17 protein-coding genes and 1 pseudogene are annotated in these 25344 nt (G+C 67.6%); 10 read left to right on the plus strand and 8 right to left on the minus strand.

Going from position 1 to position 25344, the window contains the following annotated elements:
- Positions 1-16: 16 nt before the first annotated feature.
- Positions 17-931, minus strand: a complete 915-nt coding sequence (locus MJQ72_RS30390; RefSeq protein WP_240594483.1) for an ABC transporter permease — start codon at positions 929-931, stop codon at positions 17-19.
- Entirely contained in the window at positions 919-2418 is a 1500-nt protein-coding gene (locus MJQ72_RS30395) for an ATP-binding cassette domain-containing protein (RefSeq protein WP_240594484.1), read from the minus strand. The genes MJQ72_RS30390 and MJQ72_RS30395 overlap by 13 nt, the downstream gene beginning before the upstream one ends.
- A gap of 164 nt (positions 2419-2582) precedes the next feature.
- On the opposite strand from MJQ72_RS30395, the gene MJQ72_RS44755 reads away from it, so the two are divergent.
- The 5 genes and pseudogenes from MJQ72_RS44755 to MJQ72_RS30425 all read left to right on the plus strand — a co-directional run bounded on the left by MJQ72_RS44755 (position 2583) and on the right by MJQ72_RS30425 (position 7164).
- On the plus strand, positions 2583-3155 hold the full coding sequence (locus MJQ72_RS44755) for a TetR/AcrR family transcriptional regulator (RefSeq protein WP_261367990.1): 573 nt from the start codon (positions 2583-2585) through the stop codon (positions 3153-3155).
- The gene (locus MJQ72_RS30410; protein WP_240594485.1) at positions 3152-4309 is read left to right on the plus strand and encodes an NADH:flavin oxidoreductase; all 1158 of its coding nucleotides are present in this window, start codon (positions 3152-3154) and stop codon (positions 4307-4309) included. The genes MJQ72_RS44755 and MJQ72_RS30410 overlap by 4 nt, the downstream gene beginning before the upstream one ends.
- Before the next feature lie 161 nt (positions 4310-4470).
- Positions 4471-5246, plus strand: a pseudogene (locus MJQ72_RS30415) (aminoglycoside phosphotransferase family protein).
- Between the two features lie 135 nt (positions 5247-5381).
- Positions 5382-6185: an SDR family oxidoreductase gene (locus MJQ72_RS30420; RefSeq protein ID WP_240594486.1), complete on the plus strand. Its 804-nt coding sequence runs from the start codon at positions 5382-5384 to the stop codon at positions 6183-6185.
- Positions 6186-6273: 88 nt separating this feature from the next.
- On the plus strand, positions 6274-7164 hold the full coding sequence (locus MJQ72_RS30425) for a helix-turn-helix transcriptional regulator (RefSeq protein ID WP_240594487.1): 891 nt from the start codon (positions 6274-6276) through the stop codon (positions 7162-7164).
- A gap of 12 nt (positions 7165-7176) precedes the next feature.
- Here MJQ72_RS30425 and MJQ72_RS30430 read toward each other — a convergent pair whose 3' ends face one another.
- Entirely contained in the window at positions 7177-8937 is a 1761-nt protein-coding gene (locus tag MJQ72_RS30430) for a pectate lyase (protein WP_240594488.1), read from the minus strand.
- A 326-nt stretch (positions 8938-9263) separates the two neighbouring features.
- Between MJQ72_RS30430 and MJQ72_RS30435 the strand changes: the two genes are divergently transcribed.
- Complete coding sequence (locus tag MJQ72_RS30435) at positions 9264-10172, plus strand: polysaccharide lyase family 1 protein (RefSeq protein WP_240594489.1); 909 nt, start codon at positions 9264-9266, stop codon at positions 10170-10172.
- Between the two features lie 234 nt (positions 10173-10406).
- Here the strand turns inward: MJQ72_RS30435 and MJQ72_RS30440 are convergent, their stop codons facing one another.
- The 3 genes from MJQ72_RS30440 to MJQ72_RS30450 all read right to left on the minus strand — a co-directional run bounded on the left by MJQ72_RS30440 (position 10407) and on the right by MJQ72_RS30450 (position 15514).
- Positions 10407-13307, minus strand: a complete 2901-nt coding sequence (locus tag MJQ72_RS30440) for a tetratricopeptide repeat protein (protein WP_240594490.1) — start codon at positions 13305-13307, stop codon at positions 10407-10409.
- A complete protein-coding gene (locus MJQ72_RS30445) occupies positions 13271-14863 on the minus strand; it encodes a hypothetical protein (protein ID WP_240594491.1) in 1593 nt (530 codons plus the stop codon). Before MJQ72_RS30445 ends, MJQ72_RS30440 begins: the two co-directional genes overlap by 37 nt.
- Before the next feature lie 198 nt (positions 14864-15061).
- Complete coding sequence (locus MJQ72_RS30450; RefSeq protein ID WP_240594492.1) at positions 15062-15514, minus strand: MarR family winged helix-turn-helix transcriptional regulator; 453 nt, start codon at positions 15512-15514, stop codon at positions 15062-15064.
- A gap of 81 nt (positions 15515-15595) precedes the next feature.
- On the opposite strand from MJQ72_RS30450, the gene MJQ72_RS30455 reads away from it, so the two are divergent.
- Positions 15596-16531, plus strand: a complete 936-nt coding sequence (locus MJQ72_RS30455) for a zinc-binding dehydrogenase (RefSeq protein ID WP_240594493.1) — start codon at positions 15596-15598, stop codon at positions 16529-16531.
- A 667-nt stretch (positions 16532-17198) separates the two neighbouring features.
- Complete coding sequence (locus MJQ72_RS30460; RefSeq protein WP_240594494.1) at positions 17199-17984, plus strand: DUF2637 domain-containing protein; 786 nt, start codon at positions 17199-17201, stop codon at positions 17982-17984.
- A 2130-nt stretch (positions 17985-20114) separates the two neighbouring features.
- On the opposite strand, the gene MJQ72_RS30465 is transcribed toward MJQ72_RS30460, so the two are convergent.
- Both MJQ72_RS30465 and MJQ72_RS30470 read right to left on the minus strand, forming a co-directional pair.
- Positions 20115-22778: a DEAD/DEAH box helicase gene (locus tag MJQ72_RS30465; protein ID WP_240594495.1), complete on the minus strand. Its 2664-nt coding sequence runs from the start codon at positions 22776-22778 to the stop codon at positions 20115-20117.
- Between the two features lie 469 nt (positions 22779-23247).
- Positions 23248-23691 carry an Lsr2 family protein gene (locus MJQ72_RS30470; RefSeq protein ID WP_240594496.1) on the minus strand — a complete coding sequence of 148 codons (444 nt, stop codon included), beginning with the start codon at positions 23689-23691 and terminating at the stop codon, positions 23248-23250.
- A gap of 195 nt (positions 23692-23886) precedes the next feature.
- On the opposite strand from MJQ72_RS30470, the gene MJQ72_RS45225 reads away from it, so the two are divergent.
- Positions 23887-24072, plus strand: coding sequence for an excisionase family DNA-binding protein (locus tag MJQ72_RS45225; protein ID WP_396426885.1), 186 nt, complete (start codon positions 23887-23889; stop codon positions 24070-24072).
- A 179-nt stretch (positions 24073-24251) separates the two neighbouring features.
- Positions 24252-25325 carry a tyrosine recombinase XerC gene (xerC, locus tag MJQ72_RS30475; RefSeq protein WP_240594497.1) on the plus strand — a complete coding sequence of 358 codons (1074 nt, stop codon included), beginning with the start codon at positions 24252-24254 and terminating at the stop codon, positions 25323-25325.
- Positions 25326-25344 lie beyond the last annotated feature (19 nt).

Genomic DNA, 25344 nt, shown 5'->3' on the forward strand with positions numbered 1-25344 from the left:
CTTGAGGTCGGTCGAGCTACAGGCCGCGCGGGTGCAGGATCTCCTCGGCGACCAGCCCCAGCCAGTCGACGAAGAGAGCCAGTACGGCGACGATGATGCCGAAGGTCAGGCTCAGGATCGGGCGGTACAGCCCGATCCCGGCGACAAGCCCGCCGCCGAGACCGCCGCCGTCGATGAACGTCGCCAGGGTCGCGCTCGCGACCGTGAGCACCAGCGCGGTCCGGATCCCGGCGAGGATCACCGGCACCGCCAGCGGCAGTTCGATCCGCCACAGGATGGCCGTTCTGCCCATGCCCATGCCGCGCGCGGCGTCGACGAGGGCCGGGTCGACACCGTCGAGCCCGACGATCGTGTTGCGCAGCACCGGCAAGGTCGCGTAGACGACGAGCGCCGTCACCGCTGTCGCGGTGCCCGTGCCCATCCAGAGCGCGAGCAGCACGACGAGCCCGATCGACGGGATCGCCTGGCCGAGGTTGCCCAGCCCCAGCCCGATCGGCCTCGCCCAGCGGGCGCCGGCGCGAGTGAGCAGGATCCCGAGCGGGAGCGCGATCGCGATGGTGCACGCCGTCGAGATCGCGGTGAGCCGCAGATGCGCGCCCAGTTCGGTGAAGATCTCGCCGGCGTTGAGAAAACGCTGTTCGATCGAGTCGATCGGATGCGCGCGCACGATCAGGAAGAGCGCCAGCAAGGTGAGGGCCAGCAGGACCGGGCGCACCAGCAGCCCGAGCCGGCGCCGTCGAGGCCGCGCGGGCACCGTGGTGTCGGGACCCGGCGCAGGCGCCTCCTCGGCGCCCGGGATCGCGGGCGCCTCGCCGGTGGGCTTCAGCGCCGCGACGAGGCCGGGCACATCGCACACTCCCAGCGGCCGCGCGGCGCCGTCCTCGGTGACCACGACCGTGGTGCTGCCGGTCCGCACCATCACGTCCAGCACGTCTCGCAGGGTGGCGCCGGGCCGGACCCGGGCAGGCCGTCCGGCCCGGCCACCGGCCGGAGCTCCACGTCACCCACCCGGATCAGCGCGAGCCGCTTCAGGTTCCGTTTCGGCCCGACGAAGCTCGCGACGTAATCGTCCGCCGGCGCGGCGAGGATCGCCTGGGGCGTGTCGTACTGCGCGATCACCGACCGCGGCCGCAGCACGGCGATCCGGTCGCCGACCTTCAGCGCCTCGTCGAAATCGTGCGTGACGAACACGATCGTCTTGCGCACTTCCCGTTGCAGGCGAAGGAATTCGTCCTGCAACCGGGCGCGGGTGATCGGGTCGGTGGAGCCGAACGGCTCGTCCATCAGCATGACCGGCGGGTCCGCGGCCATCGCCCGCGCCACCCCGACGCGCTGCTGCTGACCGCCGGAAAGCTCACGCGGGTACCGGTCGCCGTGCTCGCGGGCCAGGCCGACGACGTCGAGCAGCTCGCGCACACGGCCGGCGACACGTCGCCGCGTCCAGCCGAGCAACCGTGGCACCACGCCGATGTTGGCGTCCACCCGCAGATGCGGGAAGAGCCCGATCTGCTGGATGACGTAGCCGGTGTTGCGCCGGTGTTCGTCGAGATCGAGCGCCGACACGTCGGTGCCGCCGATCGTGACGACACCCGCGGTGGGCTCGACGAGCCGGTTGATCATGCGCATGGTCGTCGTCTTGCCGCATCCCGACGGGCCGGTCAGCACGACGATCTCGCCCGCGGGGACGCGCATCGTCAGGCGTTCGACCGCTGGTACCGCTCGTCCGGGATAGTGCTTGCTGACGTCGCGCAGCTCGATCGTCTCGCCGCCCATTCCGGCGGCTCCCCCGGTCGTCGCCGAAGCCGCCGCCCGGCGGGCACGGGGACGGCGCCGGGTGGTCAGCTTGCCGACCACCACGAAGGCCAGGTCGAACAGCAGCGCCAGCACCATGATCCCGAACGTTCCGGTGAGTACCTGGTTCAGCGAGTTGACCGAGCCGAACCGGCCGAGCCCGTCGAAGATCTGGTTGCCGAGGCCGGGGCCCTTGACGTACGCGCCGATGGCCGCGATGCCGATCGTGATCTGCGTCGAGACCCGGATGCCGGAAAGGATCACCGGCCAGGCGAGCGGCAGGCGTACGCGGAACAGCAGCCGCACGCGGCCGAACCCCATGCCACGCGCCGCGTCCACCACGGCCGGGTCGACGCCACGCAGCCCGACGATCGTGTTGCGCGTGATCGGCAGAAGCGCGTAGAGCACCAGCGCGCACAGGACATTCGTCAGCCCCAGCCCGAACGGGCCGATCAGGATGCCCAGCAGCGCGATCGACGGGACGGTCAGGAACGCCGCCGTCGTCGTGGTCGCCATCGCGCCGAGCCACCGCCGCCGGTAGGTGAGCAGGCCGATCGTCATTCCGACCAGCACGGCCAGCGCCATCGCCGCCAGGGTGAGATCCACGTGCAGGATCGCGTCGTTCACGACGTCGATCCAGTTCTCTCGGAGGTACTCCGACAGGCTCAGGGCGCCGCTCCTCGACGTCGCGGACGGAAAGTTGCCGACCACAGCCCAACATGCCGGCTGGGTTCCTGTCCACAGTTCAATCAGTGATTGATTCGGTGATGGGATTATGGTGTGCTGCTCGAATGCCCACCACCGACGTCACCACCCGGGAGCGACTGCTGACCGTCGCCGAGCGCCTGTTGCTGGAATCCGGCTACGACGCGGTGTCCGTCCGCGCGATCAACAGCGCGGCGGGCATGAACCCGGCGGCCGTGCACTACCACTTCGGGTCGAAGGACGCCTTGATCGCCGCGCTGCTGGAGGCCCGGCTCGCGCCGGTGTGGCAGCGGCGGCTCGACGAGGTCACGGAGCGGCGGCGGGGCGGCTGGGTGCCCACGGTGGCGGAGCTGGTCGATCTCGTCGTGACACCCCTTGCCGAGCTGGCCGAGGACCCGGTCGGGCGGCTGCGGTTGCGGCTGCTGGCACGGTTCGTGCTGGGGCGGCGGGAGCCGTCTTGGACTTCGAGGTGGTTCGCGCTGGGGCCGTGGATCGAGCTGCTGCGGGACGCGCGGCCGGAGCTGTCGAAGGCGGACGCGGCGCACCGGTGGCTGCTCGCCTTCGGCCTCGTGCTGCAGTTCTTCGCAGGCAAGACGCCGGGCGAGGTACCGGCCGGGACGCTGCGCGCGTTCCTCGTCGCGGGCTTGGCGGAGTCATGACCGACGTCTTCGCGCCCGCGCGGCTGGGCCCGGTGCGGCTGCGCAACCGGATCATCAAGGCCGCGACCTTCGAGGGAGCGACCCCGGACGCCGTGGTCACCGATCGGCTGATCGAGTTCCACCGGCGGGTGGCCCGCGGTGGTGTGGGGATGACGACGGTCGCTTACTGCGCGGTGTCTCCGGAGGGCCGGACCGACCGGCACCAGATCTGGATGCGTGAGGAGGCGGTGCCCGGGCTGCGCCTGCTCACCGACGCGGTGCACGCCGAGGGCGCGGCGGTGAGCGCGCAGATCGGGCACGCGGGGCCGGTCGCGAACGCGGCGTCGAACCGGTCGCCCGCCTTGGCACCGGGGCGGTTCCCGAATCCGCTGGGGATGCGGATGACACAGGCCGCCACCGAGGCCGATCTGGCTCGGGTCGTGCGCGCACACGCGACAGCGGCGCGAGTGGCGATCGAAGCCGGCTTCGACGCGGTCGAGGTCCACTTCGGACACAATTATCTGGTCAGTTCGTTCCTCAGTCCCCGGTTGAACCGCAGGCGGGATTCGTACGGCGGATCGCTCGAGAACCGGGCCAGGCTGGCGCTGGAGATCGCGCGGGCGGTCCGGGACGTGGTCGGCGACCGGATCGCGGTGACCGCGAAGCTCAACATGGACGACGGGGTGCCGGGCGGGTTCTGGCTGGACGAGAGCGTGCGGGTCGCGCGGTGGCTGGAGGAGGACGGCTCCGTCGACGCGCTGGAGCTGACGGCGGGCAGTTCGCTGCTGAACCCGATGTACCTCTTCACCGGGGACGCGCCGGTGCGGGAGTTCTCCGCGCGGTTCCCGCGGCCGTTGCGGTGGGGCGTCCGGGCGGCCGGCGGCGCCTTCCTGCGCGGTTACCCGTTCCAGGAGGCGTATCTGCTGGACAGGGCACGCCAGTTCCGCGCGGCGCTGGATCTGCCGCTGATCCTGCTCGGCGGGATCACGCGGCTGGAGACGATGGAGCAGGCGATGGCGGAGGGTTTCGCGTTCGTCGCGATGGCGCGGGCGCTGCTGCGCGAGCCCGATCTGCCGCTGCGGCTGCGGTCCGGGGCCCGCTCGCTGTGCGTGCACTGCAACAAGTGCATGCCGACGATCTACCGCGGGACGCACTGCGTACTGGCTCCTCGATGACACAGCCGATCGCCGGCGGCTCCGCATCGGTACCGTGATTTCGCATGACCGACTCCGAAATCGAGATCACCGCGGGCCTGGTCCATGCGCTGCTGCGGGAGCAGCATCCGGATCTCGCGGGGCAGGAAATCCGCGAGGTGGCGGGCGGCTGGGGCAACCAGATGTGGCGTCTCGGGGACGAGCTGGCCGTGCGCATGCAGCGGATGGACCCCACCCCTGAGCTCCAGTTCAAAGAGCGGCGATGGCTACCCGTGCTGGCCCCGCGCCTGCCGCTCCCGGTGCCCACCCCGGTGCGGTTCGGCGAACCCTCCGAACGCTTCCCCAAGCACTGGACCGTGATGACGTGGGTTCCCGGCGAGCCGCTCGACCACGGCACGATCAGCCGCGGCACCCACGCGGCCGACACGCTGGCGCGTTTCCTCCGGGCGCTCCATGTGGAGGCGCCCACCGAGGCACCGATCGCAACGGACCGCGGTGCCCATCCCAGGAACTGCGCGGAGGACTTCGAGGACTTCCTGCAGGCCGTCGCCCCTGACGACATCGCCGACGTCCGGGCCGTCTGGGACGACGCCGTCGCGGCCCACGCGTGGGAGGGCCCGCCGGTGTGGGTGCACGGCGACCTCCACCCGCGAACGTCGTCGTCTCGGACGGAACGCTCTCGGGCATCGTCGACTTCGGTGACCTGTTCGCCGGCGATCCGGCGTGGGACCTCGCCGCGGCGTGGGTGCTGCTCCCCGCGGGCACGGCCTCACGGTTCTTCGACACGTACGCGCGAGCGGACGAGGCGGCGATCCGGCGCGCCCGCGGGCTGGCCGCGATGAAGAGCCTCTTCCTGATGCTCATGGGGCAGAACGGAGATCGAGGCCTCCCCGGCGGCAAGCCTCACTGGGGACCCGCGGGCCGGGCGGCACTCGATCGCGTTCTGAAGGGCGTTTGACACACGCTTCCGAGCGATCCGATGCCGCGGCAAGGGGGCTCTCACAGTACCTGTATCGCCAGGGTCTCCCCGACGTCCAGGACGCCTGTCAACCTGTTCCGGCACCCGCTCCCACGACGGAATGGACGAAGGCCAATGGCGGACGACCAGTTCACCGGTCACTCGGGACTTTTCGACCTGAGTGGCAAATACGCCCTTGTCACCGGCGGCACCAGGGGCATCGGGATGATGATCGCGCGCGGCCTTCTGCAGGCGGGCGCCCGCGTCGTCGTCAGCTCACGCAAGGCGGACGCGTGCGCGGAGGCACAGCGTCTGCTGTCCGGATTCGGTGACGTTCAAGCGATTCCCGCCGACCTGTCCAGGTACGACGAGTGCCGGCGCCTCGCCGATCTGGTCGAGGCCGGCTCGGAACGCCTGGACATCCTCGTCAACAACGCCGGGGCGATGTGGCGCGAGCCGCTGGAGACGTTCCCCGTCGAGGCATGGGACTCGGTGATCGACCTCAACCTCAAGTCGCCGTTCTGGCTGGTGCAGGCGCTGCTGCCCGCACTGCGCGAGGCGGGCACCGCCGATGACCCCGCGCGGATCATCAACATCGGCAGTATCGCCGCCATCCACGTCGCCGAGGCGCCCAACTACTCGTACGCCGGCAGCAAAGCGGCACTCCATCAACTCACCAGGGTGCTCGCCAGGGAACTGGGCCCACAGCACGTCACGGTGAACGCGGTGGCCCCGGGAGTGTTCCCGTCGCAGATGATGGCGGCCACGATCGACGCCATCGGCGACACGATCGCGGCGAAGGCCCCTCTGCGCCGGCTCGGCCGCGCCGACGACATGGCAGGTGTCGCCGTGTTCCTCGCCAGTCGGGCCGGGTCATACCTGACGGGCGCCATCGTCCCGGTCGACGGAGGCACCGCCACGACCGCATCGGGTACCTAGGTCCCTTCGTGAATACCTCCGAGCCGGGTCTCGACGGGGGTACCGGCAGAACCTCCCTTCGCCCGCGGACAGCGCCTATGGTGAAGGAGTGGTCAAGATCGATCTGCGCACCGAGATCAAGGAGTTCCTGAACTCGCGTCGCGCGCGGATCACGCCCGAGCGCGCCGGGCTGCCCGCGTACGGCGGCAACCGCCGTGTCAAAGGGCTGCGTCGCGAAGAGGTAGCTCTCCTGGCAGGGGTATCGGTCGACTACTACGTGCGGATGGAACGCGGCAGCCTCACCGGCGCCTCCGACGGTGTGCTCGACGCGCTGGCCTCTGCCTTGCAACTCGACGAGGCCGAGCGCGATCACCTCTTCCACCTCGCACGGCAGTCCAGGGCGCCCGGCGGCCCACGCCACCGGAGACCCGCCGTGACGGTGCGTCCGGCGCTACGGCAGGTGCTCGACGCCGTCACCGATGCACCGGCGTGGATCTGCAACGGCCGTTATGACGTGCTGGCCACGAATCACCTTGCCCGCGCACTGTATTCACCGGTGCTGGCCGGCACGCGGCGGCCGGCGAACACCGCGCGGTTCGTGTATTTGGATCCCGAAGCGGCGAAAGCGTTCTTCGTCGACTATGACCGGATCGCCCGCGATGTGGCCGCGAAGCTACGCATGGAAGCCGGCCGCAATCCGCACGACGAGGAACTGATCACCCTGGTCGGTGAGTTGTCGACACGCAGTGAACTGTTTCGGCAGCGGTGGGCGGCTCAGGACGTTCGGCTCCACCGGTCCGGACGCAAGCGTCTGCACCATCCGGCGGTGGGCAGGCTCGACCTGGACGTCGAGTCGATGGAGCTGCCTGCCGACCCCGGCCTGCTCCTGACCGTCTACACCGCCCCCGCCGGCACGGCGACCGCGGACGGCCTGGCCCTGTTGGCGACGTGGGCGGCCAGCCAGGAGAAGCCGGCGACCGGGATTCAAGCACTCGGCTGACATTCCGCCCCTTCAGCCCGCGGCCCAGGCGATCAGCTTGCCCATGTTGGCCACATAGGTGCCGGTGCTGATCACCGGCGGCCGCTCCTTCGGCCGGTACGGCGGCTCCTCGGGCGGGGTGAGCGGATCGTAGGGCGAGGTGTCGTACAGGTCGCCGACGTGCTTGCTCATATACGCCTTTCCTGCGTAAGGCGTGGCCGGCGAAGGACCGCGGTACGGGTTGGTGATCGCGTCCGCCGGGGTCAGCCAGTAATCGTTGCCGCCGAGCCCGCCGGCCAGCGCCGTCGCCTCCGCGTCGGACACGGCCGGCAGCTGTGACGGCGCGCCGAGGAAGAGGTCGGTGAGCTGAGGCTCGCGCGGGGTGAAGTAACGAGGCAGCGGGACCGGGACGCCGCTGAGCGGCGAGCGCGCCTTCAGATCCGCGACCTGCGCCGGGGTGAGCGCGCGCAGTTGCTCGTAAGTGGCGCGCAGGGCGGCGGTGTCGATCACCCGGCCGCCGGAATAATGGCTCAGCGTCGCGCGGTGGTCGTTGTCGGTGTAGTAGGCGCCGTTGCGGACGTTCGAGCCGAAGCGGTGGACGAACCGCGCCCGGTTGGTCTCCAGATCCACGAAGGTGGGATGGGTTCGCCCGGCCAGCAACGGGTTCTCGGCGTGCTGCCGTGCGGTGAGCGGGCAGCTGTCCAGCCACGCGATGGCTTCAGGGACACGGTCGAGGAATCCTCGATCACCGGTGAGCCGGAAGTAGTGGAACAGCTGCTGCACATTGGTCTGCGTGGTGTGCGTGGCCAGGGCGCGGGGTTCGTAGGATCGCGCGCCCGCCGGAGCGCCCGCGGGCCTGCCGCCCGCGGCCCTGGTCAAATGCTGCAACGCCCACCCCGCCTGCGGTCCTGGCTGCTGCAGGCGGCGCAGGCAGCCCATCGCGCGCCGGATCGGCCCGGCCAGCCCCGGTTTGTCCAAAGTGGACATGCACATCAGCAGGAACTTGATGTTCTCGCCGAGGACGTCGTCGTTGAAGGTGACATGGCCGGTGTAGTCACCGTCCTCCATGCCGTGCCGGACGCCGTCGGGCAGCCACGGGGGCCGCACCTCGGGCCACGGCGTGTCCTTCACGGCCCCCGCGAACCTGGGGAAACGCTGCGGCCAGCCGCCGTCGGCGATCCCTCCGCGAATCTGCGCCTTCACCACGAAGCGCAGGGCGCGATCGAGAGCCGCGCCGAATCGGTGATCGCCGCGTTCCAGGTAGAGGCGCAGGATGAGCTGGGCGGCGGAGGACGTGCCCGCGTCGTCGAAGGTCGCGTTGCCGTAATAGTGCTGGAACTCCTCCAGCCGCCAACCGTTCGCGCCGACGGTGTCGTACCACTCGCGCAGCGACTTGGTACCCGCGAAGTCGTGCACGTAGTTCCAGCCGCCGACCGGCAATTGGGCCTCCGCCAAGGCGAGGCCGGTGCGCGAAGCGGCGCGGTAGAAGGATTCGTCACCGGTGGCGTGGTAGGCGTCGAGCAGGCTGTGCCCGATCGACGGCGTTCCCGGCGGCTGCACCCAGCACATGGTGCGCTTGGCCGCCATCTCACCCCAGGTCTGGGACAGGTCGGGCAGATAGCTCCAGACATAGGCGCCGCGATAGGAGAGCTCTTCGTCGAAGAACGCCGCGGCCCGGCGCATGGCCGCCGGAATCCCCGGCACGGCGGCCTGAACGGTCTGGTGTCCACCCGCGAGGACGGCCACCGGCACAGCGGTGGCGAGGAGTCCGAAGCTGCGGCGCGTGAGGTTCATGATCGCATCTCGATTCACATATCTGAACGACGTCCACACTTGTAAACGCATCGTGATAGCTGGGAGCGCTCCCGTCAACCCCGGATCGTCCGCCTGGAGCAATATCGGCGAATCACGGTGCGGCTGGCCTCACGATTCATCAGTGTGAACCGGGAATCGGCGATCGAGGGTTGACGTGACGCCGGTTCGTTGGTCTCCTGTTCTCGGCACTTCGCCATCGGATCCGAATCAATCCTTTTAGGACATTCCTGTTTCTTCATCGACCGCAAGGAGGCGGCGTGATGAATGTGCGTCCTTATCGATTTCTTTCGATTCTGGCTTTGACCGTGATCACTTCGACCACCGTGGTGACCACCGGCGTCAATGCGGAAATCTCCGCGCAGGCGGCACCGATCGGCTGGGCGAGCCAGAACGGCGGCACCCACGGCGGCGGCGGCGCACCGCCGATCACGGTGACCTCGGCGTCGGCGTTGAGCTCGGCGATCAGCGGGACCACGGCGGCGGTGGTGCGGGTCTCCGGCACCATTTCCTGCTCCGGCATGCTCAGGGTGGGGTCCAACAAATCCATTCTGGGCAACACCGGCGCGACGATCGACGGCTGCGGCCTGACCCTGAGCGGCTCCAAGAACGTGGTGATCCAGAACCTGTCCTTCCGGGACTGGGACGACGACGCGATCAACATCGAAAAGGCATCGACCAACGTGGTCGTCGACCACAACACGTTCACCAACGGATACGACGGCGCCGTCGACATCAAGCGCGCTTCGGATTACATCACGGTGTCCTGGAACCGCGTGCACGGGCACGACAAATCGATGCTGCTCGGGCACAGTGACGACAACGGGAGCCAGGACATCGGCAAATTGCGCGTGACCTATCACCACAATTACTTCGACGGCTCGGGGACACGGCATCCGCGCGTGCGATTCGCCAATCCGGTGCACGTGTTCAACAACTACTATCGAGACAACGAGTACGGTGTCGCGTCCACCTGCGGCGGTGGCGTCCTCGTCGAGAACAACCACTTCGACAACGTCGACGAACCGACACTGGTCGGCTACGCGGGTTCACCGGCAGGCACCCTGGTGCAGCGCGGGAACCTCTTCACCGGATCCGGCTCACCGCAGGCGAGCGGAAAGGTGGCCGGGATCCCGTACTCCTACAGCCTCGAGTCCGCGAGCGCGGTGAAGGGCAGCGTGACCGCCGGAGCGGGAGCGGGCAAGATCCTGCCCTGACCGGCCGCCGCCCCGGAGTCCGCAAGCGCCGGGGCGGCGCTCCGGCGAGTCCAGGACGGCGCCGAAAGCACACACCTGGCGTAGTTCCCCTCGGCCCGAGCACGATGCGGTCTCCCCTGGTTCGTCGGCCGGAATGGACGGACCTAAGGATCCCGATTACGCGGTTTCGGGTGCCAGGCTTGTTCGCGATCTTCGCGCCAAGGTGGCCCATCGAACAGACTCTCCGGACACCGCCTAGCCGAGACTGGCTCGCACCTCTTTCGCTTCCTTCAAACGCGGTGCGTACGCGGGGTCGGCCGCGGCGAGCTGCTCGAAGAGGTCGACTGCCTGTTGAGCGGGCTGTCTGGCCTCGTCGTTCCGGCCCGCGCCGATGAGGAACCTCGCCAGCAGGAGCGCGGCTTCGGCCAGTTGCGGCCGGTAAGCACCACCGCCGTCCAGAAGTGCCTGATAGATGTCTCGCACTTCCCTCTGCGCCGCCGCCGCGTCAGCGGCTTTCCCCGCTGCGGAGAACCGGTACGCGAGGTTGTTCAACGCCCAGGCGAGGCCGCCCTTGTCCCCGATTTCCCGGTAGACGGCGACACCGTCACGCGCCGCCTGGATGGCCTCCTCGTGCAGACCCGCCTGCTGCGCGAACGACCCCAGAATCACGTAGGCAGTCGCCAACGCCGGTCGTTGCGCCGGATCCACCGAGGCCAGCTCCCGGTACAGATCCCGGCTCTCCCGCTGCGCCACCACCGCGTCCAACGCCCTGCCCGCCGCCGAATTCCGATAGCCCAGATTGTTCAGTGCCCACGCCAGGCCGGGCTTGTCCCCGAGTTGCCGATAGACGGCGACACCGTCACGCCCGGCCTGGATCGCCTCCTCGTACAAGCCGGCCTGCTGCGCGAACGATCCCAGAACGACATGAGCCAAGGCCAAGGCCCGTCGTTGCGCCGGATCCGCCGAGGCCAGCTCGCGGTACAGATCCCGGCTCTCCCGCTGCGCCACCACAGCGTCCAACGCCCTGCCCGCCGCCGAATTCCGATAGCCCAGGTTGTTCAGTGCCCACGCAAGGTCGGCTTTCTGCCCGAGTGCGCGGAAGCGGTCGATGGCGTCCTTCGTGACGGCGATCGCTTCGTCGTGCTCACGCGTGTTGGTCAGGAACGAGCCCAGGACGACGAGCGAACGTGCCAGGTCCGAGGCGCCACCGGACCGCGCCAGCGACCGCCACAGGTTCACCACCTGACGTTGCGCCACCACCGCGTCGGTGGCCTTGCCCACCCTGGACACTTCGTTCGCGAGTCTGCCCAGCCGTCCGGCGAGGGTCACCATACCGGCCCGTTCGCCCGGCCTCGGCTCGTAACCGGGTTTCGGCCACTCCGTCGTGGTGACCGGGCCACCGGTCAAAGCCTTGCGCGAGAACCGGCCCTCCGATGGCCGGACGACGGCGGGATCGGCCTTGCCGTCGCCGTCGTAGTCCGCGGGTGCCGGCAGATCACCGGGGCGTCCGAGGCTCGTCGTCCGCTCCGGCCCGCCGGTGGAGGGCCGCACGGTCCACGTGCCATCTTCAGGCCGCCAGAACGCCGTGTCCTCCTTGCGGTCTCCGTCGTAGTCGGCGTTGACGGCGATCTTCGGCGGCACGGGATCCACCGGTCCGCCGACGTCGGCCGCGGGATGGATCGTCTTGGTGACCAGCCACAGGTTCCGCACCTGGTCCCGCACGTCCGACAACGTCTCGTCCGCACCGTCCTTGCGGGCCTTGAACGCGACCGTGTACCGCTCGTTCAGTTTCGCCAGCCGACTTCGGCCGTCCTCGGCGAGACAGGCCAGCAGCGGGTCATCGGTCCGGATTCCCTCGGGTTTGACACAGGGATTCTCCCGTGCGGACAGCAGTTCCTGCTTCCAGGCCGGAAGGCCGCCCGCGAGATTCGACGCGGCGGTCTCGTAGATCCGGGACAGCTGATCGGGCACGATTTCGTCCGTGGCGTTGGCGAAGATCCCGAACGCGCCGTACAGCAGGCCGCGTAGCTCCTTGTCCGATCGCAGCGACTGCGGGAAGCCGAGTTCGGTGTAGGTGCGCAGCAACCGCGCCTGCATGTTGAGCGCGGCGCCTCGATTGGTGGTCTTGAGGTACTTCGCGTTGTCGAGGTAGTAGTTGGTCCTGTTCTGGTTCAGGAACGTGGTCATCCGGTTCACCGCGTCCTGCTCGGTCTCCGGCCGCTCGCCGATCCGCACGTTCGTGTCGAACGCTTGGTGCAGACCGGTCTTCCAGCCCTTCACGACCTCCTCGAACTGGTTCGGCCGGTTCGTGCAGTAGGCGGGCCCGTTGTGGATGTCCTTGCAGTACTGGAGCTGCATCCCCTTCTTCACCGTGGCGGTGCCCCAGCGGCTGGGCAGCGGAGGCGCGTCGGACCATTGCAGCCCCTGGCTGAAGGTGACCTCGAGATCGCCGTAGGTCCACTTCTCCGTGCAAGGCACCGGCCTGGGGTCGGCTTCGCAGAGATCGGTGCGCTCCACCACGTGCTCGTCGACGAACCTCGAATACCAGCAGATGCTGTAGTGCGGCGGGTTCACGTGCACGTTCCTGGCGAGCATCTGCGCCGGGGCAAGCATACGTCCCCGCATTTTCGCCGGAGTCTCGATGTACTCGTCGAGGTTGCCCGAATCGCATTTCATCGCCTTGGGCAGGCCGTCGAGGCCGGCTCGCTCGATGAGCGCTGCCTGGGCAGGTCCGCCCCAGAGGTTGTAAGCACCCTTGGTGACATCGTGTTCCCGGTTCTGCGCCTCGTCGATCAAACCGTTCAGCGTGGTCCCGTACTCGTTCAGCAACCCGGCGAACAAGGCATTGACCCCACCGTCGGCCTTCGGAGTGCCGAACGTCTTGGCCGCTTCGAGGATCGCGCGGCCTTGTCCGATGACGTGCCCGGGCCGCTCCCACCGGTTCCCGGGCTGCCCCGGCGGATTCGTGCCGGGTTTGTTGGCCCAGTTCGGATTCTGCGCGGAAAGCAGGGTGTACGCGGTAGCGCCGATCTTCCACATTTCGGGGTTGCCGGTCGGGCCGACCTCGGGCACCTCCTGGTTCCAGCCCTTGCGGACCATGAGCCGGGACAGGTACCGGATCACGCCGAACGTCCCGAAGTCACGCAGGTTCTGCAAGACCGAACCATCCTCTGTGGACGTTCGTTCGACGGCACGTAGGCACCCTCGGACTTCGGCAGGTCGACACCGGCCGGGTGGAACTCCTCTTCTGCCTGCTTGTACATGTCATAGGTGAACTCGTCGCCGGGGTGGTAACGCAGATAGTCGATCTTCGCATCGGCCTGCTTCCACGCGTCCTTGGCGTACAGGCCGGCCAGCGCCGCGGTGACGTTGACGCCGATGTTGTCCACGCGGTCTTCGATCCGGGTGAGCTGACCGGCGACGTCCGTCAGGTTGTTCTTCACCGTGGTCACGTCGCCGGTGAGCCGTTTCAGCTGGCCGACGATCTCGGTGTACATCGCGCTGAGCCGCCGGTCGATGGCGTCGAAGCGCTCGTTCATGTTCTCCTTGAGCTCGTCGAGCTTCTTGTGCAGGGCCTCGATCTCCTTGAGGATCAGCTCCTCGACACTCGGCCCGGCCGAGGCGAACAGGCCCACCAGGGTGCTGACGGCGCTGAGCACGTTGCCGGTGAAGGCGACCGAGGCCATGGAGAACACCGCGTCGATGGCTTTGAACGCGGTGATGCACTCGTTGACCGCGGTGGCCACCTGGAGCGCACCGCTGGCGAAGGCCTTGAGGTCCCGTTCGGCGCCAGGGTCACCCACCGCGCCGAGGAAGAACGCGTAGCCGTCGAGAGCGCTCTTCGCACCGTCGATCCACTTCTGGCGTTCCTTCTGCTCGGCTTCCAGGTCTTCCTTGGGCTTGCCCGGTTCCGGCTTCGCGTTCTTCAGTTCGTTGAACCAGAGGTTGCGCTGATCCACCGTCTTCCGGATGGTGTCGGCCATCGCCTCGTCGGTCACGATCCGGAGCCTGTCCGGCTTGGTCTGCACCTCCAGGAACGGCTCGATCTTCAAGTGATGCTGGAGCACGGTGGTGTTGCTCAACTGCACGGCGGAGGCCCTCGCGCTGATGCCGATGTCCTTACCCGCGCCGTCGTCCCAGGCCGCGGTGAACTTGGCGTCGCTCCGTGCGGTCTTCCCGACACCGGACCACACCGAGGCCTGAGCCGACTCCAAGCCGGCCCGCCACGACGAGATCCGCAGCGCGCTCTCCAGCCGGTCCTTGACCGACCCGGTCGGCGGTACGACGTCGCGTGCGATCAGCGCCGCCAGCAGTTTGCCGACCTCGGGGCCGCGCACGGCCGCGTCCGGCACCGTGTGCAGCACGGACAGCGCCGCACCCGCGATCTCGTGGTCCTCGGTGAGAGAAGTCCGCTCCGGCAGGGCGTCGTGGATCGCGCCCTGGACCAGTTCGAAGTGATCGGTCAAGGTCTTCTGGTCGGCACCCGGATGGGTGGCGTGCCAGTCGAGCAGCTCAGCGCTGGCCACCAGATGCTTGGTGTAGGTCTTCGTGTCGTCGATGGTGCGGACGTAACCGGCGAGCAGGACGTCGGCCAGTTTCGCGGTGTCCACGACGGATGCCTCGGCGACCGCCGGAGGAGCGGTGACGAGCGTGATCCCGGTCGTCACCGCCACGACGGCGGCGAGCAACCGGCGTCCAGGACGGACCCCCATGTGTTTCCCCCTGTGCTGACTGCGGGCTCGAGCACACACAGCTTGCTGTGGTGATCAACTCCGGGGCCACACCGATGGGACGGCATAGCGGGCGACGATCTACGCACCAACGGGCAACCCCCTCCGCCGGAGGTGGGCCGAGCGGTGAACGTCGTCGCTTCCCGGCTTCGCCTCGCGCAGGTCCGCTCCTGGTCCGCGCTATGACGACGGTCCCACCGGGGAGACGATGCGGGCCAGCAGGTCGACGAGTTGGTCACGCTCGGCCGGCGTCAGCGCTGAGGTCAGTTCGTCGTTGGCTTCGTCGCCCAGCTTTTCGGTACGGCGCAGGCGCCGGCTCCCGGCGGCCGAGATGGATATGGCGTTCTTGCGCCGGTCGGCCGGATCGGGGGTGCGGGCGATCAGACCCTCTCGGTGCAGATCGTTGACGATCGCGACCATGTCCTTGGGGTCGACGCGCAGGGTCCGGCCGAGATCCGCCTGAGACACCGGCCCCAGCTCGGCGACGGAGGCCAGCACCGCGTGGTGCATCATTCGCAGGCCCTCGCGCGCCAGCGCCTCCGCCACCAGCCGATGACCGCGGGCCGCGGCACGGCCGAGGAGCCAGCTCGGGAGAGCGCGGATGCGGGCAGGGGCGTACGGGACGTCGACCATCCCGACAGGCTACCGAAAATCATTGGGAGTACCCAACAGAATCCGTTATCGTTGGGACTACCCAACAACCTGGAGGTAGTCATGCGCCGAGTCCGCTTCTACGAGTACGGCGGTCCGGAGGTACTCCGCCTCGAACAGGCCCCGACACCCGAACCGGGGCCTGGTGAGCTCCTGGTGCGGACCGAGGCCATCGGCGTGACCTTGCCTTCGGTGCGCAAAGTCCGCGGCGAAGGTGACCGCGCGCCGCTCCCGGGCGTGCTCGGCGGGGAGATCGCCGGGCAGGTTGTCGCTGTCGGCCCGCAGACGACCGGCTTCACGGTCGGGGACCGGGTCACATCGCTGACCTTCACCGGCTCCTACGCCGATATGGTCCTCGCTCCCAGCCACATGGCGAGCCGCATCCCCGACGACGCCGGCTGCGTCCAGGCTGTCGCGCTGGTACGCAGCGGACACGTCGCGCTCGGCGCGCTGTCGACCGCCAAGGTCACCGCGGCCGAATCCGTACTCGTCACCGGCGCGGCCGGCGGCGTGGGGCACCTCGCGGTCCAACTGGCGAAGATCCAAGGGATCAAGCGGGTCGTGGCGGCCGTCAGCTCCCCCGGCAAGGCGGACTTCCTGCGCGACCTCGGAGCCGACGAAGTCGTCATCTACGACAGCGACCACTGGGGCGAGCCCGTCGACGTGGTGCTCGACGGCGTCGGCGGCGAGTTGCTCACCCGCGCCGTCGCCGCGCTGAAACCCGGCGGACGGCTGATCTTCTTCAACTCCGGCGGCGGCACGGTGCCCGCCTTCGATCTGCTCGCCGGCTCCAAGACCATCACCGGCTTCACCATGGCCCGGTTCGCCGGCACCCAGCGCGAACTCTACGACCGCCACCACGGGCAACTGTGGCAACTCCACCAGACCGGACGGCTACGAGCCGCCGTACACGCCGAAATCCCCATGTCCGACGCCGCGTCGGCGCACGAAATCATCGAGGCCCGCGCCAACATCGGCAAAGTGGTCCTCCGCCCCTGATCCGCCGCTTGCGAGACCTCCGCCCATCGGCGGAGGCGGGCGTTCGTGGCGAGAACGTGTTCTTACAACGCCGTCGATCCGATGGGCGCTGCGATCACCGACCGGGCAAGGAAGTTAGCGCCGGAGCGGCCGTCCGGACCAGGCTCACAACAAAGGAGACTCCGGCCCCGCAAGAACAACCACGGCGTCGCCGACCTGCCGTACGTCCATTCTGGAAGCCGACGCGATCGACCGTCCGAACTGGACAGCGTGCGGCAGCGATCGCCGAGATCGAACGTGAGCAGGAAGCCTGCGGCGAACAAGAACACCGTTCAAGCCGAGACGGCTCGGCTGGACGCGCAAGACATCGAGACTCCGGCACCACCCACACCCTCGGACCCGCGCCTTCCGGCCGCCGTTCCCTACTTGCGGGTCAACTTGGCCAGGGCGCTCTTCGAGGTGACTCAGCTCACCGTGCAGTCGATAGCGGAAGCAGGAGAAAGGATCACAGACGCCATGCCTGGCTACTGAAATAGCAAAAGCGTCGATCAAAATGATCGGCGCTTTTCGTGCTGTACCCCCGACGAGGTACGGACAGCAACCACGCGTCCTCTCAGCCCCCTGAGCTGCAACTTTCCGCCACACTGAGGATCAACCGGCTGCGCCGGGACCGCGGTGGAGCCACATCATGAACAGCATCCGTCGGGACCTCTCCCTCTGGATTCAATGCGGTTGCACCGCCCTGGTCGCCCTCGGGGCCGCCTATGCCTCCTACGTCCATGGGCGTCAGTTCGCGCTCCGGTTCGGCGCGGACACGACGACCGCCTCGATCTGGCCGCTCATCGTCGACGGCCTCCTCACCACCGCGACCGTCGAACTCTGGAAGCCCAGTCGCGACGGCTCCAGCCGTTGGCCGGCCTGGGCAGCGTTCGTCTTCGGCATCGCGCTGTCCCTCTGTGCGAACATCGCCTCTGCTCCGGTGACGAGCGCCTTCGGCGTCGCCGTCGCCGCATGCCCACCGCTTGCTCTGCTACTCGCCGTCGAACTCCTCAACCGAGCACTCAAACGCCACCGCACCGAACCACCAACGCCCTCACCCTCCGACCGCATTCACAAGGAATCCGAACCCCTCACCCCAAACCCGGCCACCCTTCGGCCTACTACACCAAACCCGACGGACCAGCCGGTCAAGCCCAGCGCCGAACAACTGATGTGGACCCACTACCAGCGCGAGCACACCCAAGGCCGAACACCCACCGGCGCCGAACTCGACCGCATCGCCGGAACCCACAACTACGGTCGCCGCATCCTCCGAAAATGGCGCAAAGAAGGCACACTCCCGCATACAGCCACAGCCAACTCCGAACCACACCCGCCATACGAAACGCCGTCAGGGCCCCAAACGACGACATCAACGAACCCACGTCCACAAGCGGACATCCTCGGGCGAGAACTCGCCGAATCGATGCCCTGAGGTTCGAGCCAACGTCATGATCAGCATGAGGACATTACGACAACCAAACGGAACAAACCAGCAGTATGATCTTCAAAGGACCAGGTCAGTTTGTGTCGTCCCCGCGCGAGCGGGGTTGGCCCCTTGTCCGCCGTCATCTGGATCAGCCGGTTGTAGTCGTCCCTGCGCGAGCGGGGTTGGTCCCTTGTAGAGCGGTTTCCGCGCGATCCACCAGCGGTCGTCCCCGCGCGAGCGGGGTTGGTCCCGTTGGTTGTGGGCGCGCTCGTCATTGTGGCGCGTCGTCCCCGCGCAGGCGGGGCTGGTCCGTTCCACCGGCCGGAAGGGCCCGCGCTCGCCGAGTCGTCCCCGCACAGGCAGGGCTGGTCCCAGCTCCGGATCCTGGCGGCCCTGGTAGAAACCGTCGTCCCCGCGCAGGCGGGGCTGGTCCCTCGGTCACCATCCGGCGTTGTCCGGCGTTGAGGTCGTCCCCGCGCAAGCGGGACTGGTCCCCAAAAGACCGGGATCGCGTCGTAGTCGCGACCGTCGTCCCCGCATAGGCGGGGTTGGCCCCTGGTAGCCGCCGTACTTCCCGATCAGGTACAGGTCGTCCCCGCGCAGGCGGGGCTGATCCCTTGGCGCGCATCCGGTCGATGCTTTCTGACTGCGGTCCCTCCTCGCGCTCGCGAGCTTGGTTCCGACGTCTGGTGCACGCCAGCGAGACCGACTTGTCGTCCCCACAAGCGGGGTTGGCCCCACGGCGCGGATCAGCTTGTCCAGATCCGGCTTGTCGTCCCTGCGCGAGCGGGGCTGGTCAGCCGGGGAGATCCTGGTTCGGGACCATGTGAAGTCGTCCCCGTACGAGCGGGGTTGATCCCTCGATGGCGGAATTCATGATCACGCTGATTACGTCGCCCCCGCGCGAGCGGGGTTGATCCCGGCCGCCACAACAAGACGTTCGTGAAGCGGCGGTCGTCCCTCACGCAGGCGGGGATGGTCCGCTCACCGAGTTCCCGCGAGCCTGGCGTCCTGGGTCGTCCCGCGGATATAGGGTTGGTCCGTCCCGCCGGGACCCTGGTGCACACGGTGATCGCGTTGTCCCCGCACAGGCGGGGATGGTCGGTGGCCGCTTGGTACGCATTCATCTTCGGCATCTCGCTCTCCCTGCGCGCACATCGCCTCCACACCCGTGACCAGCGCCCTCGGCGTCATCACCGCCGCTTGCCCACGCCTACGCCAGCCCCGGGCAACCCTCCGCAGGCGACACCAGGCCCGACGGACCAGCCCTTCAAACCCACCGCCGAACAACTGATGTGGACCCACTATCAGCACGAACCCACCCAAGGCCGAACGCCATCCGGCGCCGACCTCGACCGCGTCGCCGGAACCCACAGCTACGGCCGCCGCATCCTTCGAAAATGGCGCAAAGAGGCACGCTCCCGCTCTCAGCCCATGACACCCCTGAACCGCACCGAGCACGCGAAACACCGTCAGTGCCCCAGACAACGACACCGCCGTACCCACTACGCACACCGACACCGCAATACGAGAACTCGCCGAATCAACAACCTAGGGCTCGGTTCGACCCTCTTGGTCAGTCTGAGGGCTAACAGGCTGAAGAAAACCAGCAGTACGATCTTCAATGAGCCAGGTCAGTCCGCGTCGTCCCCGTGCTAGCGGGGTTGGTCCCAGCGGCACTCCGAGCGTCCGGTCCAAATGGCCGTCGTCCCCGCGCGAGCGGGGCTGCCGTTGACCTAAAAGTCAAGGCAGCAAGCCACACGCTCGATCCGGCCGTTTGTCGTGAGCAGTGAGACAGACCGGCCTGAGACGAGCTGGTTCGGCAGGGGGTGGCTTATAGCATTGTGTCTGCGATGAGGTCGAGTTCACCTGCGGCGCTCGACGAGCCCGGCAGGGTCGTTCGCTGTGGGTTTGACGGACACGGCGGGCTGGTGTCTCTGAATCCTGGCGAGGAAGGCGTGGTCGAGGCGGCGGCATTGCGCCGGTTTACTTGTGCTCAGCAGGCGTGATCGTAGCCTGGCACGAGATTCCGGGGTTCGGCCATCGTGGCTTTCCGTTTCGCGGCCGCTCGAGAGACCAGGTAGTCCCGAGCTCGCTCGGCTTATCCCTCAACCGCACCGGAATCGGACCTCCCGGTCAGGACGGTTCCAGCTGCGAATACCGGCCGAGCCAGCCTGTCGCTCGATAGTCGCCTCGCCAGGTGAAGGCGGCCACCTGCGTGTCGTCGTCGGCCTGGACGGACCCATTTCCCTGCGACAAGCCAACCCGAGAGAATCTTCTGCCCGACCAAGCCACGACGACACTCGAATCCGGTGCCGAGACCGCGATCAGGTCCTCGTTTCTCTCGATGACGACGTCGGTCGCACGTTCCCTCAACAAGGCGCGATAAGCCTCGTCATCGAGACGGCACTGACTCGGAACCCCTCTGGCCGACCAGTCAGGGCCAGTGATCCCCCGCGCTCTCGCGGCGCTCCAGAGCGCGGGAACGAGATCTTCGGCGTGCGTGGGGGTGGCCATCTGCTCGCACATCCACAGCAGCCGGCCGGCTCCGCGGGGCGGCTGGCATCGTCGCCATTTCACGCGGCGGCTCAGGTCCGCCGCGACGACCGCGCTCCAGGGGTGGACAGTCCCGAGCTGCCCCTGGCAACCGATCCAATGGAGATACCGGGGTGCGTCCTCCAGCACCGGATACAAAGCCAGATAGGGGAGCCCGGCGATCGTCTTGGCCCCACGACGGAACGCTTCCGGCGTACTCGCGACGAGACCGAGTGCGACCCTGGCCAGATCGCCCCGCTGATAGACGCCCGAGCCGTCCGGATGAAGCAACCGGTTGACCACGGCCTTCAGTTCTTCGTTGATCGCGCTTTGGGCGAGCTTGGGCACCAGCCCCGCGATCAGGTCGATGACCGTGCGTTCCGCTTCATCCGGCGAATCCGGTAACGCGCTCTCAGCGAGAGCCACCCTGATCTCGTGTCCCACCGCTGCGGGCACCATGAGCCGCGCCGTGACCTTTCCCAGGTCCGTCGGTGCGAGCATGAATTCACCGTCGACCGCCTCGGCTCCGCTGATGAACCGGCCTTCGACGAGGAACCGGACGGCCTCGCGGAGGGGTTGCAGGCTACGGCTGCCTTGATGGCACGCCAAGGTGCCGACCCACCAGTCCTCGGCCTCACGTAGTGAGGCGATCCGCCGCTGGACCACTTCGGCGAGAACGTGATCCGGCAGACTGGCCTCGATCCGGGAGCGCACGGTGTTCCCGGCGACGAGTTTGGCCTGCCAGCGCTGGCGCTCTTGTTCGGTGACGATCATGAAAGCCCAGCCATCGCGCTCGCCCTGCCCCACCCGGCCGGCCCGGCCGAACATCTGCTGGACGGTCGCCACGTCGATCGGATTCATCCCGACCTCGGTGTCCTGCACGATGACCGCCCGCGCCGGAAGGTTCACTCCGGCGGCGACCGTCGAAGTGGCGACGAGAACATCGATTTCCCGGGCGCGGAACGCCTTCTCCGCCTCCCGTTTGTGATCCCAGCCCTTGTAGTGAAGACCTATCCGTGCTTCGCGGCAAACTTCGTGCAGCCGGTCGAGATCGTCCGGGTGCACGCCATCGGTGCGTACCCCTCGGGAACCGGCGATCACGAGAGCCGTACGCCTGACCCCGCGCTTACTTCCGCAGAACACCAGCGCGCTACCACCGTCCTGGGTGACCATTCCGGTGAGCGCGTTCGCCACCCGGATACGTGCGCTCTCGACCAGCGACCAGTCCCGATGAGTGGCGATGACCGGCAATTGCCAGGTCAACGTGCTGGGCCGCCAGGCCACCCGCACAAGCCGCGCCCCCAGCCACGCCGCGATCTCGTCGGCGTTGGCGACCGTGGCCGACAAACCCACGATGCGCACCTGGTCGTTGCCACGCATCCTGGCAAGGAGCGCTTCCAGGACCGGGCCACGTTCAGGGTCGCCCAGTAAGTGGATCTCGTCGACGATCAGGCACGCGACTTCGGCGAGAGCTTCGCGCAAGGACGATGCCCGGCACATCGCCTCGAATTTCTCGGTTGTCGCCACCCAGACGTCCGCTTCCCGGACACGTTCGACGTCGACGCTGTACTCGCCGGAAAGCCGCTCGACTCGGAGGCCCTCTCGACGCCACTGGTCGAGCTCGCGATCAAGCTCGTCCGTCAGTGACCGTTGCGGCACCAGCCACGCGGCCTTGCGGCCTTCGCCGAGCACGGCTCGAAGTGCCGCGACCATTCCGACCGTGGTCTTGCCCGCGCCGGTGGGCGCGACCACGACAACGTGCGTCGATTCCCCCAAGATCGGTGGAACGGCTTCCGCTTGAGCGGGATTGAGGGAGGGGTACGGCAGAAAACGAAGCCAATCGCGGGGAACGAGTTCCTCCGCCGGTATCGAAGACGCGGTCTCGGCGGTACTGGTGTGACTGTCCCACAGCACTTCGAAGGCGTCCCGGGCGATGGCTGCTTCCACACCCGTGGTGCGGAACGGTTGCCGTCGCGCGGATCGCGCCAGGTAACACTCCGAAACCTGCGAAGCTCGGTGGGTGACGATCTCGTCGTCCACCAGGTAACGCACCGTACGCCAGTCGACACCGTTCGCCGTCAGCTTCGCCCTGAGATCATGGAATTCACCTGACGCGGGGAGGAGAACACGAGCATCGGCACCGGCGGGAAACACCGGTAGCTCGGCTCGCGGGTCAGCGATTTTAAGCCAGTAGTGCTCCGGCGAAGGCGAGGAGCACGTGTCGCCGGAACTCCGCTCGTCACCCGATCCGTTGTCCCCCGGCACACGTGGCACGTTAGCCGATCACCGTCCGCCGTCGATGCCCGGGCACGAGCAGGTTCGAGCTCAGCGGCCCCCGACGAGGAGGCTGCCCATCCACCGCCGCCATCCATAGCAGACATTTCGCTGGGATGCCCAGCGTTTTTGCGCGAGAATTGTCTGCCCGCATGGACACCGCGAGATGGCCTACGCTTCGAGGTACATGGCACCCGACCGAATTCCCGAAGCCCGGACACCACACCCAGTGAAACCTCGCTTCCGGGGATTCAGCTGAATCTCGGGCCATGTTGGGAAAGAGCAACGGCCCGCTCCAACACACACCCCGGATGCAGGGGCGGGCCGTTGTTCGTCTGACCGACATCAATCAGTACAAGCGTGACGGCGACGCACTCCAGACAGGGTATTTCGCAGTCGGCGTTCAAATCGAATGTCGGTTTGCCGAAGCCGCCTAGATTTCTACGACGGAGCGGCCCTCTCAGCCGGCGGCGGGCTTCTTCTTCCGCGTCGAACGCTTGCGCGCTGCTTGCACCGGAGCGTCTTCGACGGTCTGCGACGCAGCCACCTCCGCGGCATCGAAGGCTTCATAGATCTCGTTGGGGATCCGGCCGCGGTCGGCGACCGCGTATCCGTTGTCACTAGCCCAGGCACGGACAGCCTGCGTGCGCTCACGGTCAACCGGCCGCTTCGCACCATCAGCGGCACCCGCGATCGTCCCCTGCCCGGCGGCGACCTTGAGCCGACGCCCACCGACGCGCTTGCCTGCTTCGACATACCGCGCGAACTCCTCGCGCAGCACCTCGGCGTTCTCGTCCGACAGGTCGATTTCGTACGAGACGCCATCGAGTGCGAAGGGAACGGTCTGGGTGGCGGTCCCGCCGTCGAGATCGTCCACGATCTGAACGACGACTTTCTGAGCCATGGAGTGCCTTTCATCAAGTCATACAGCGGTTTCCATACCAACAATCGAAGGTGATCCTAACGGACGTTCACCGGATCGGCGGTACACCCACCGCGACCGACTGCTGGGTGTCCGAGTCCGACTGCCGTGAATGAAACTCCAGGCTGGGGCACATGCCTTCATCGGACCGTCACGCCGACCACCCTGGAGGCCTTCGTGAGGGACGAAGACGCATTGCCACGCAAAGCCTGGACACCCCGCGAGGCCGCGCTACAGCTCGGCATCCCCTACGAAACGGTCTTGCGCCTCATACACGAAGGCAAGCTGGCGGCTGTCACCGCCGGTCGCTACTACCTCATCCCAGACACGGCGATAGACAGCTTCTTGAACCCCGGAGGTTGAAGCAACCTCATCTCTCGAGCAAGAAAGCGCCAACGAATATGGGACGTCCTCCCACACCTGTCGGCACGTATGGCGTCATCGCGACACTGAAGTTGCCACCGACGAGATCCGGCCGACCGCGCTACCAGGCACGTACCTACTTCCGAGCCGGGGACGGGGCGCGGCGGCTCGTCCGGCGAGTGGCCGCCACGAAGACACAGGCCGTTAACCGGCTGAAGGAGGCGCTGCTCCAGCTTTCCGACTCGGCCACAGGCGACGACATCGGCAAGGAGACCCGGCTGGATGTCGTCGCCGACCTGTATCTGGAGGAACTGGAACTGGAGGCCGAACTCGGCAACCTGGCGGTCGGCACCGTGAGTCTCTATCGCCGCGTACTGAAGAATTGGGTCCGTCCCGCTTTGGGGCGCCTCCAATGTCACGAGGTCCGGGTATCCCGATGCGACCGGGTCGTCAGGAACGCGCGGATGAAGAGAAGCTACGACACGGCCAAGCTCGTCAAAGCGGCGCTGGCCGGCGTGTGCGACTACGCGGTCCGGCACGGCGCCATGGACGTGAATCCCGTCCGCTCGCTGAGGCGCTTGTCGCGGGGAGGCAAGAAGGAGATCCTCGCATTGACCACGAATCAGCGTATCGATCTTCTCGCCAAGCTCCGCGTCTACGGACCGACTCGTCAAGCCGACTCGCGAGGGCGATCGCTGGGCCGCCGGGGACGCATCTGGCTGGACCTGCCGGACATCATGGAGGCGATGCTGTCGACCGGCGTCCGCATCGGGGAACTGCTCGCGATGTTCGGATCGGACGTCGCCCCGGCTGCCTCGACCGTGACGATCGGGCATCACGTCGTCCGCGTCACCGGGTCAGGACTCTTACGCGAGCCTCTACGCAAGGGCGGGGTCGACGGCTTGCTGCTCATCGTCCCGGAATGGTCGATGGCGATGTGGGAGCGGCGCCGCGCGGCCGCCTGCGATGGCCCCTTGTTCGCTTCGTTCGCCGGCGGGCTCCTCGATCCGTCGAACGTGATCAACAGGATCGAAGAGGCGATGAAGGCGATCGGCTACGGGTGGGTCACCAGTCACGTGTTCCGGAAGACGGTCGGTCTGGTGCTCGACGAAGCGGACCGGCCGTCCTCGGCGATCGCGGACCAGCTGGGCAACACCGTGGCCGTCGTCGAACGTCATTACCGGAAACCGAGGGCGTCGAACCAGGCCAACGTGGCGGCCCTGGAGGGGATGCTGGACCCCGCCGGTTTGTAATCGCTAAATCATCCCTCGG

This window comes from Amycolatopsis sp. EV170708-02-1, from assembly GCF_022479115.1.
Lineage (GTDB): Bacteria > Actinomycetota > Actinomycetes > Mycobacteriales > Pseudonocardiaceae > Amycolatopsis.

Coding starts and splice junctions, on each gene's coding strand:
- MJQ72_RS30410 (WP_240594485.1), top strand. CDS start 3,152: ATGACCGACGTCTTCGCGCCCGCGCGGCTGGGCCCGGTGCGGCTGCGC.
- MJQ72_RS30450 (WP_240594492.1), bottom strand. CDS start 15,514: ATGGTCGACGTCCCGTACGCCCCTGCCCGCATCCGCGCTCTCCCGAGC.
- MJQ72_RS30445 (WP_240594491.1), bottom strand. CDS start 14,863: ATGGGGGTCCGTCCTGGACGCCGGTTGCTCGCCGCCGTCGTGGCGGTG.
- MJQ72_RS30455 (WP_240594493.1), top strand. CDS start 15,596: ATGCGCCGAGTCCGCTTCTACGAGTACGGCGGTCCGGAGGTACTCCGC.
- MJQ72_RS30470 (WP_240594496.1), bottom strand. CDS start 23,691: ATGGCTCAGAAAGTCGTCGTTCAGATCGTGGACGATCTCGACGGCGGG.
- MJQ72_RS44755 (WP_261367990.1), top strand. CDS start 2,583: ATGCCCACCACCGACGTCACCACCCGGGAGCGACTGCTGACCGTCGCC.
- MJQ72_RS30420 (WP_240594486.1), top strand. CDS start 5,382: ATGGCGGACGACCAGTTCACCGGTCACTCGGGACTTTTCGACCTGAGT.
- MJQ72_RS30430 (WP_240594488.1), bottom strand. CDS start 8,937: ATGAACCTCACGCGCCGCAGCTTCGGACTCCTCGCCACCGCTGTGCCG.
- MJQ72_RS30460 (WP_240594494.1), top strand. CDS start 17,199: ATGAACAGCATCCGTCGGGACCTCTCCCTCTGGATTCAATGCGGTTGC.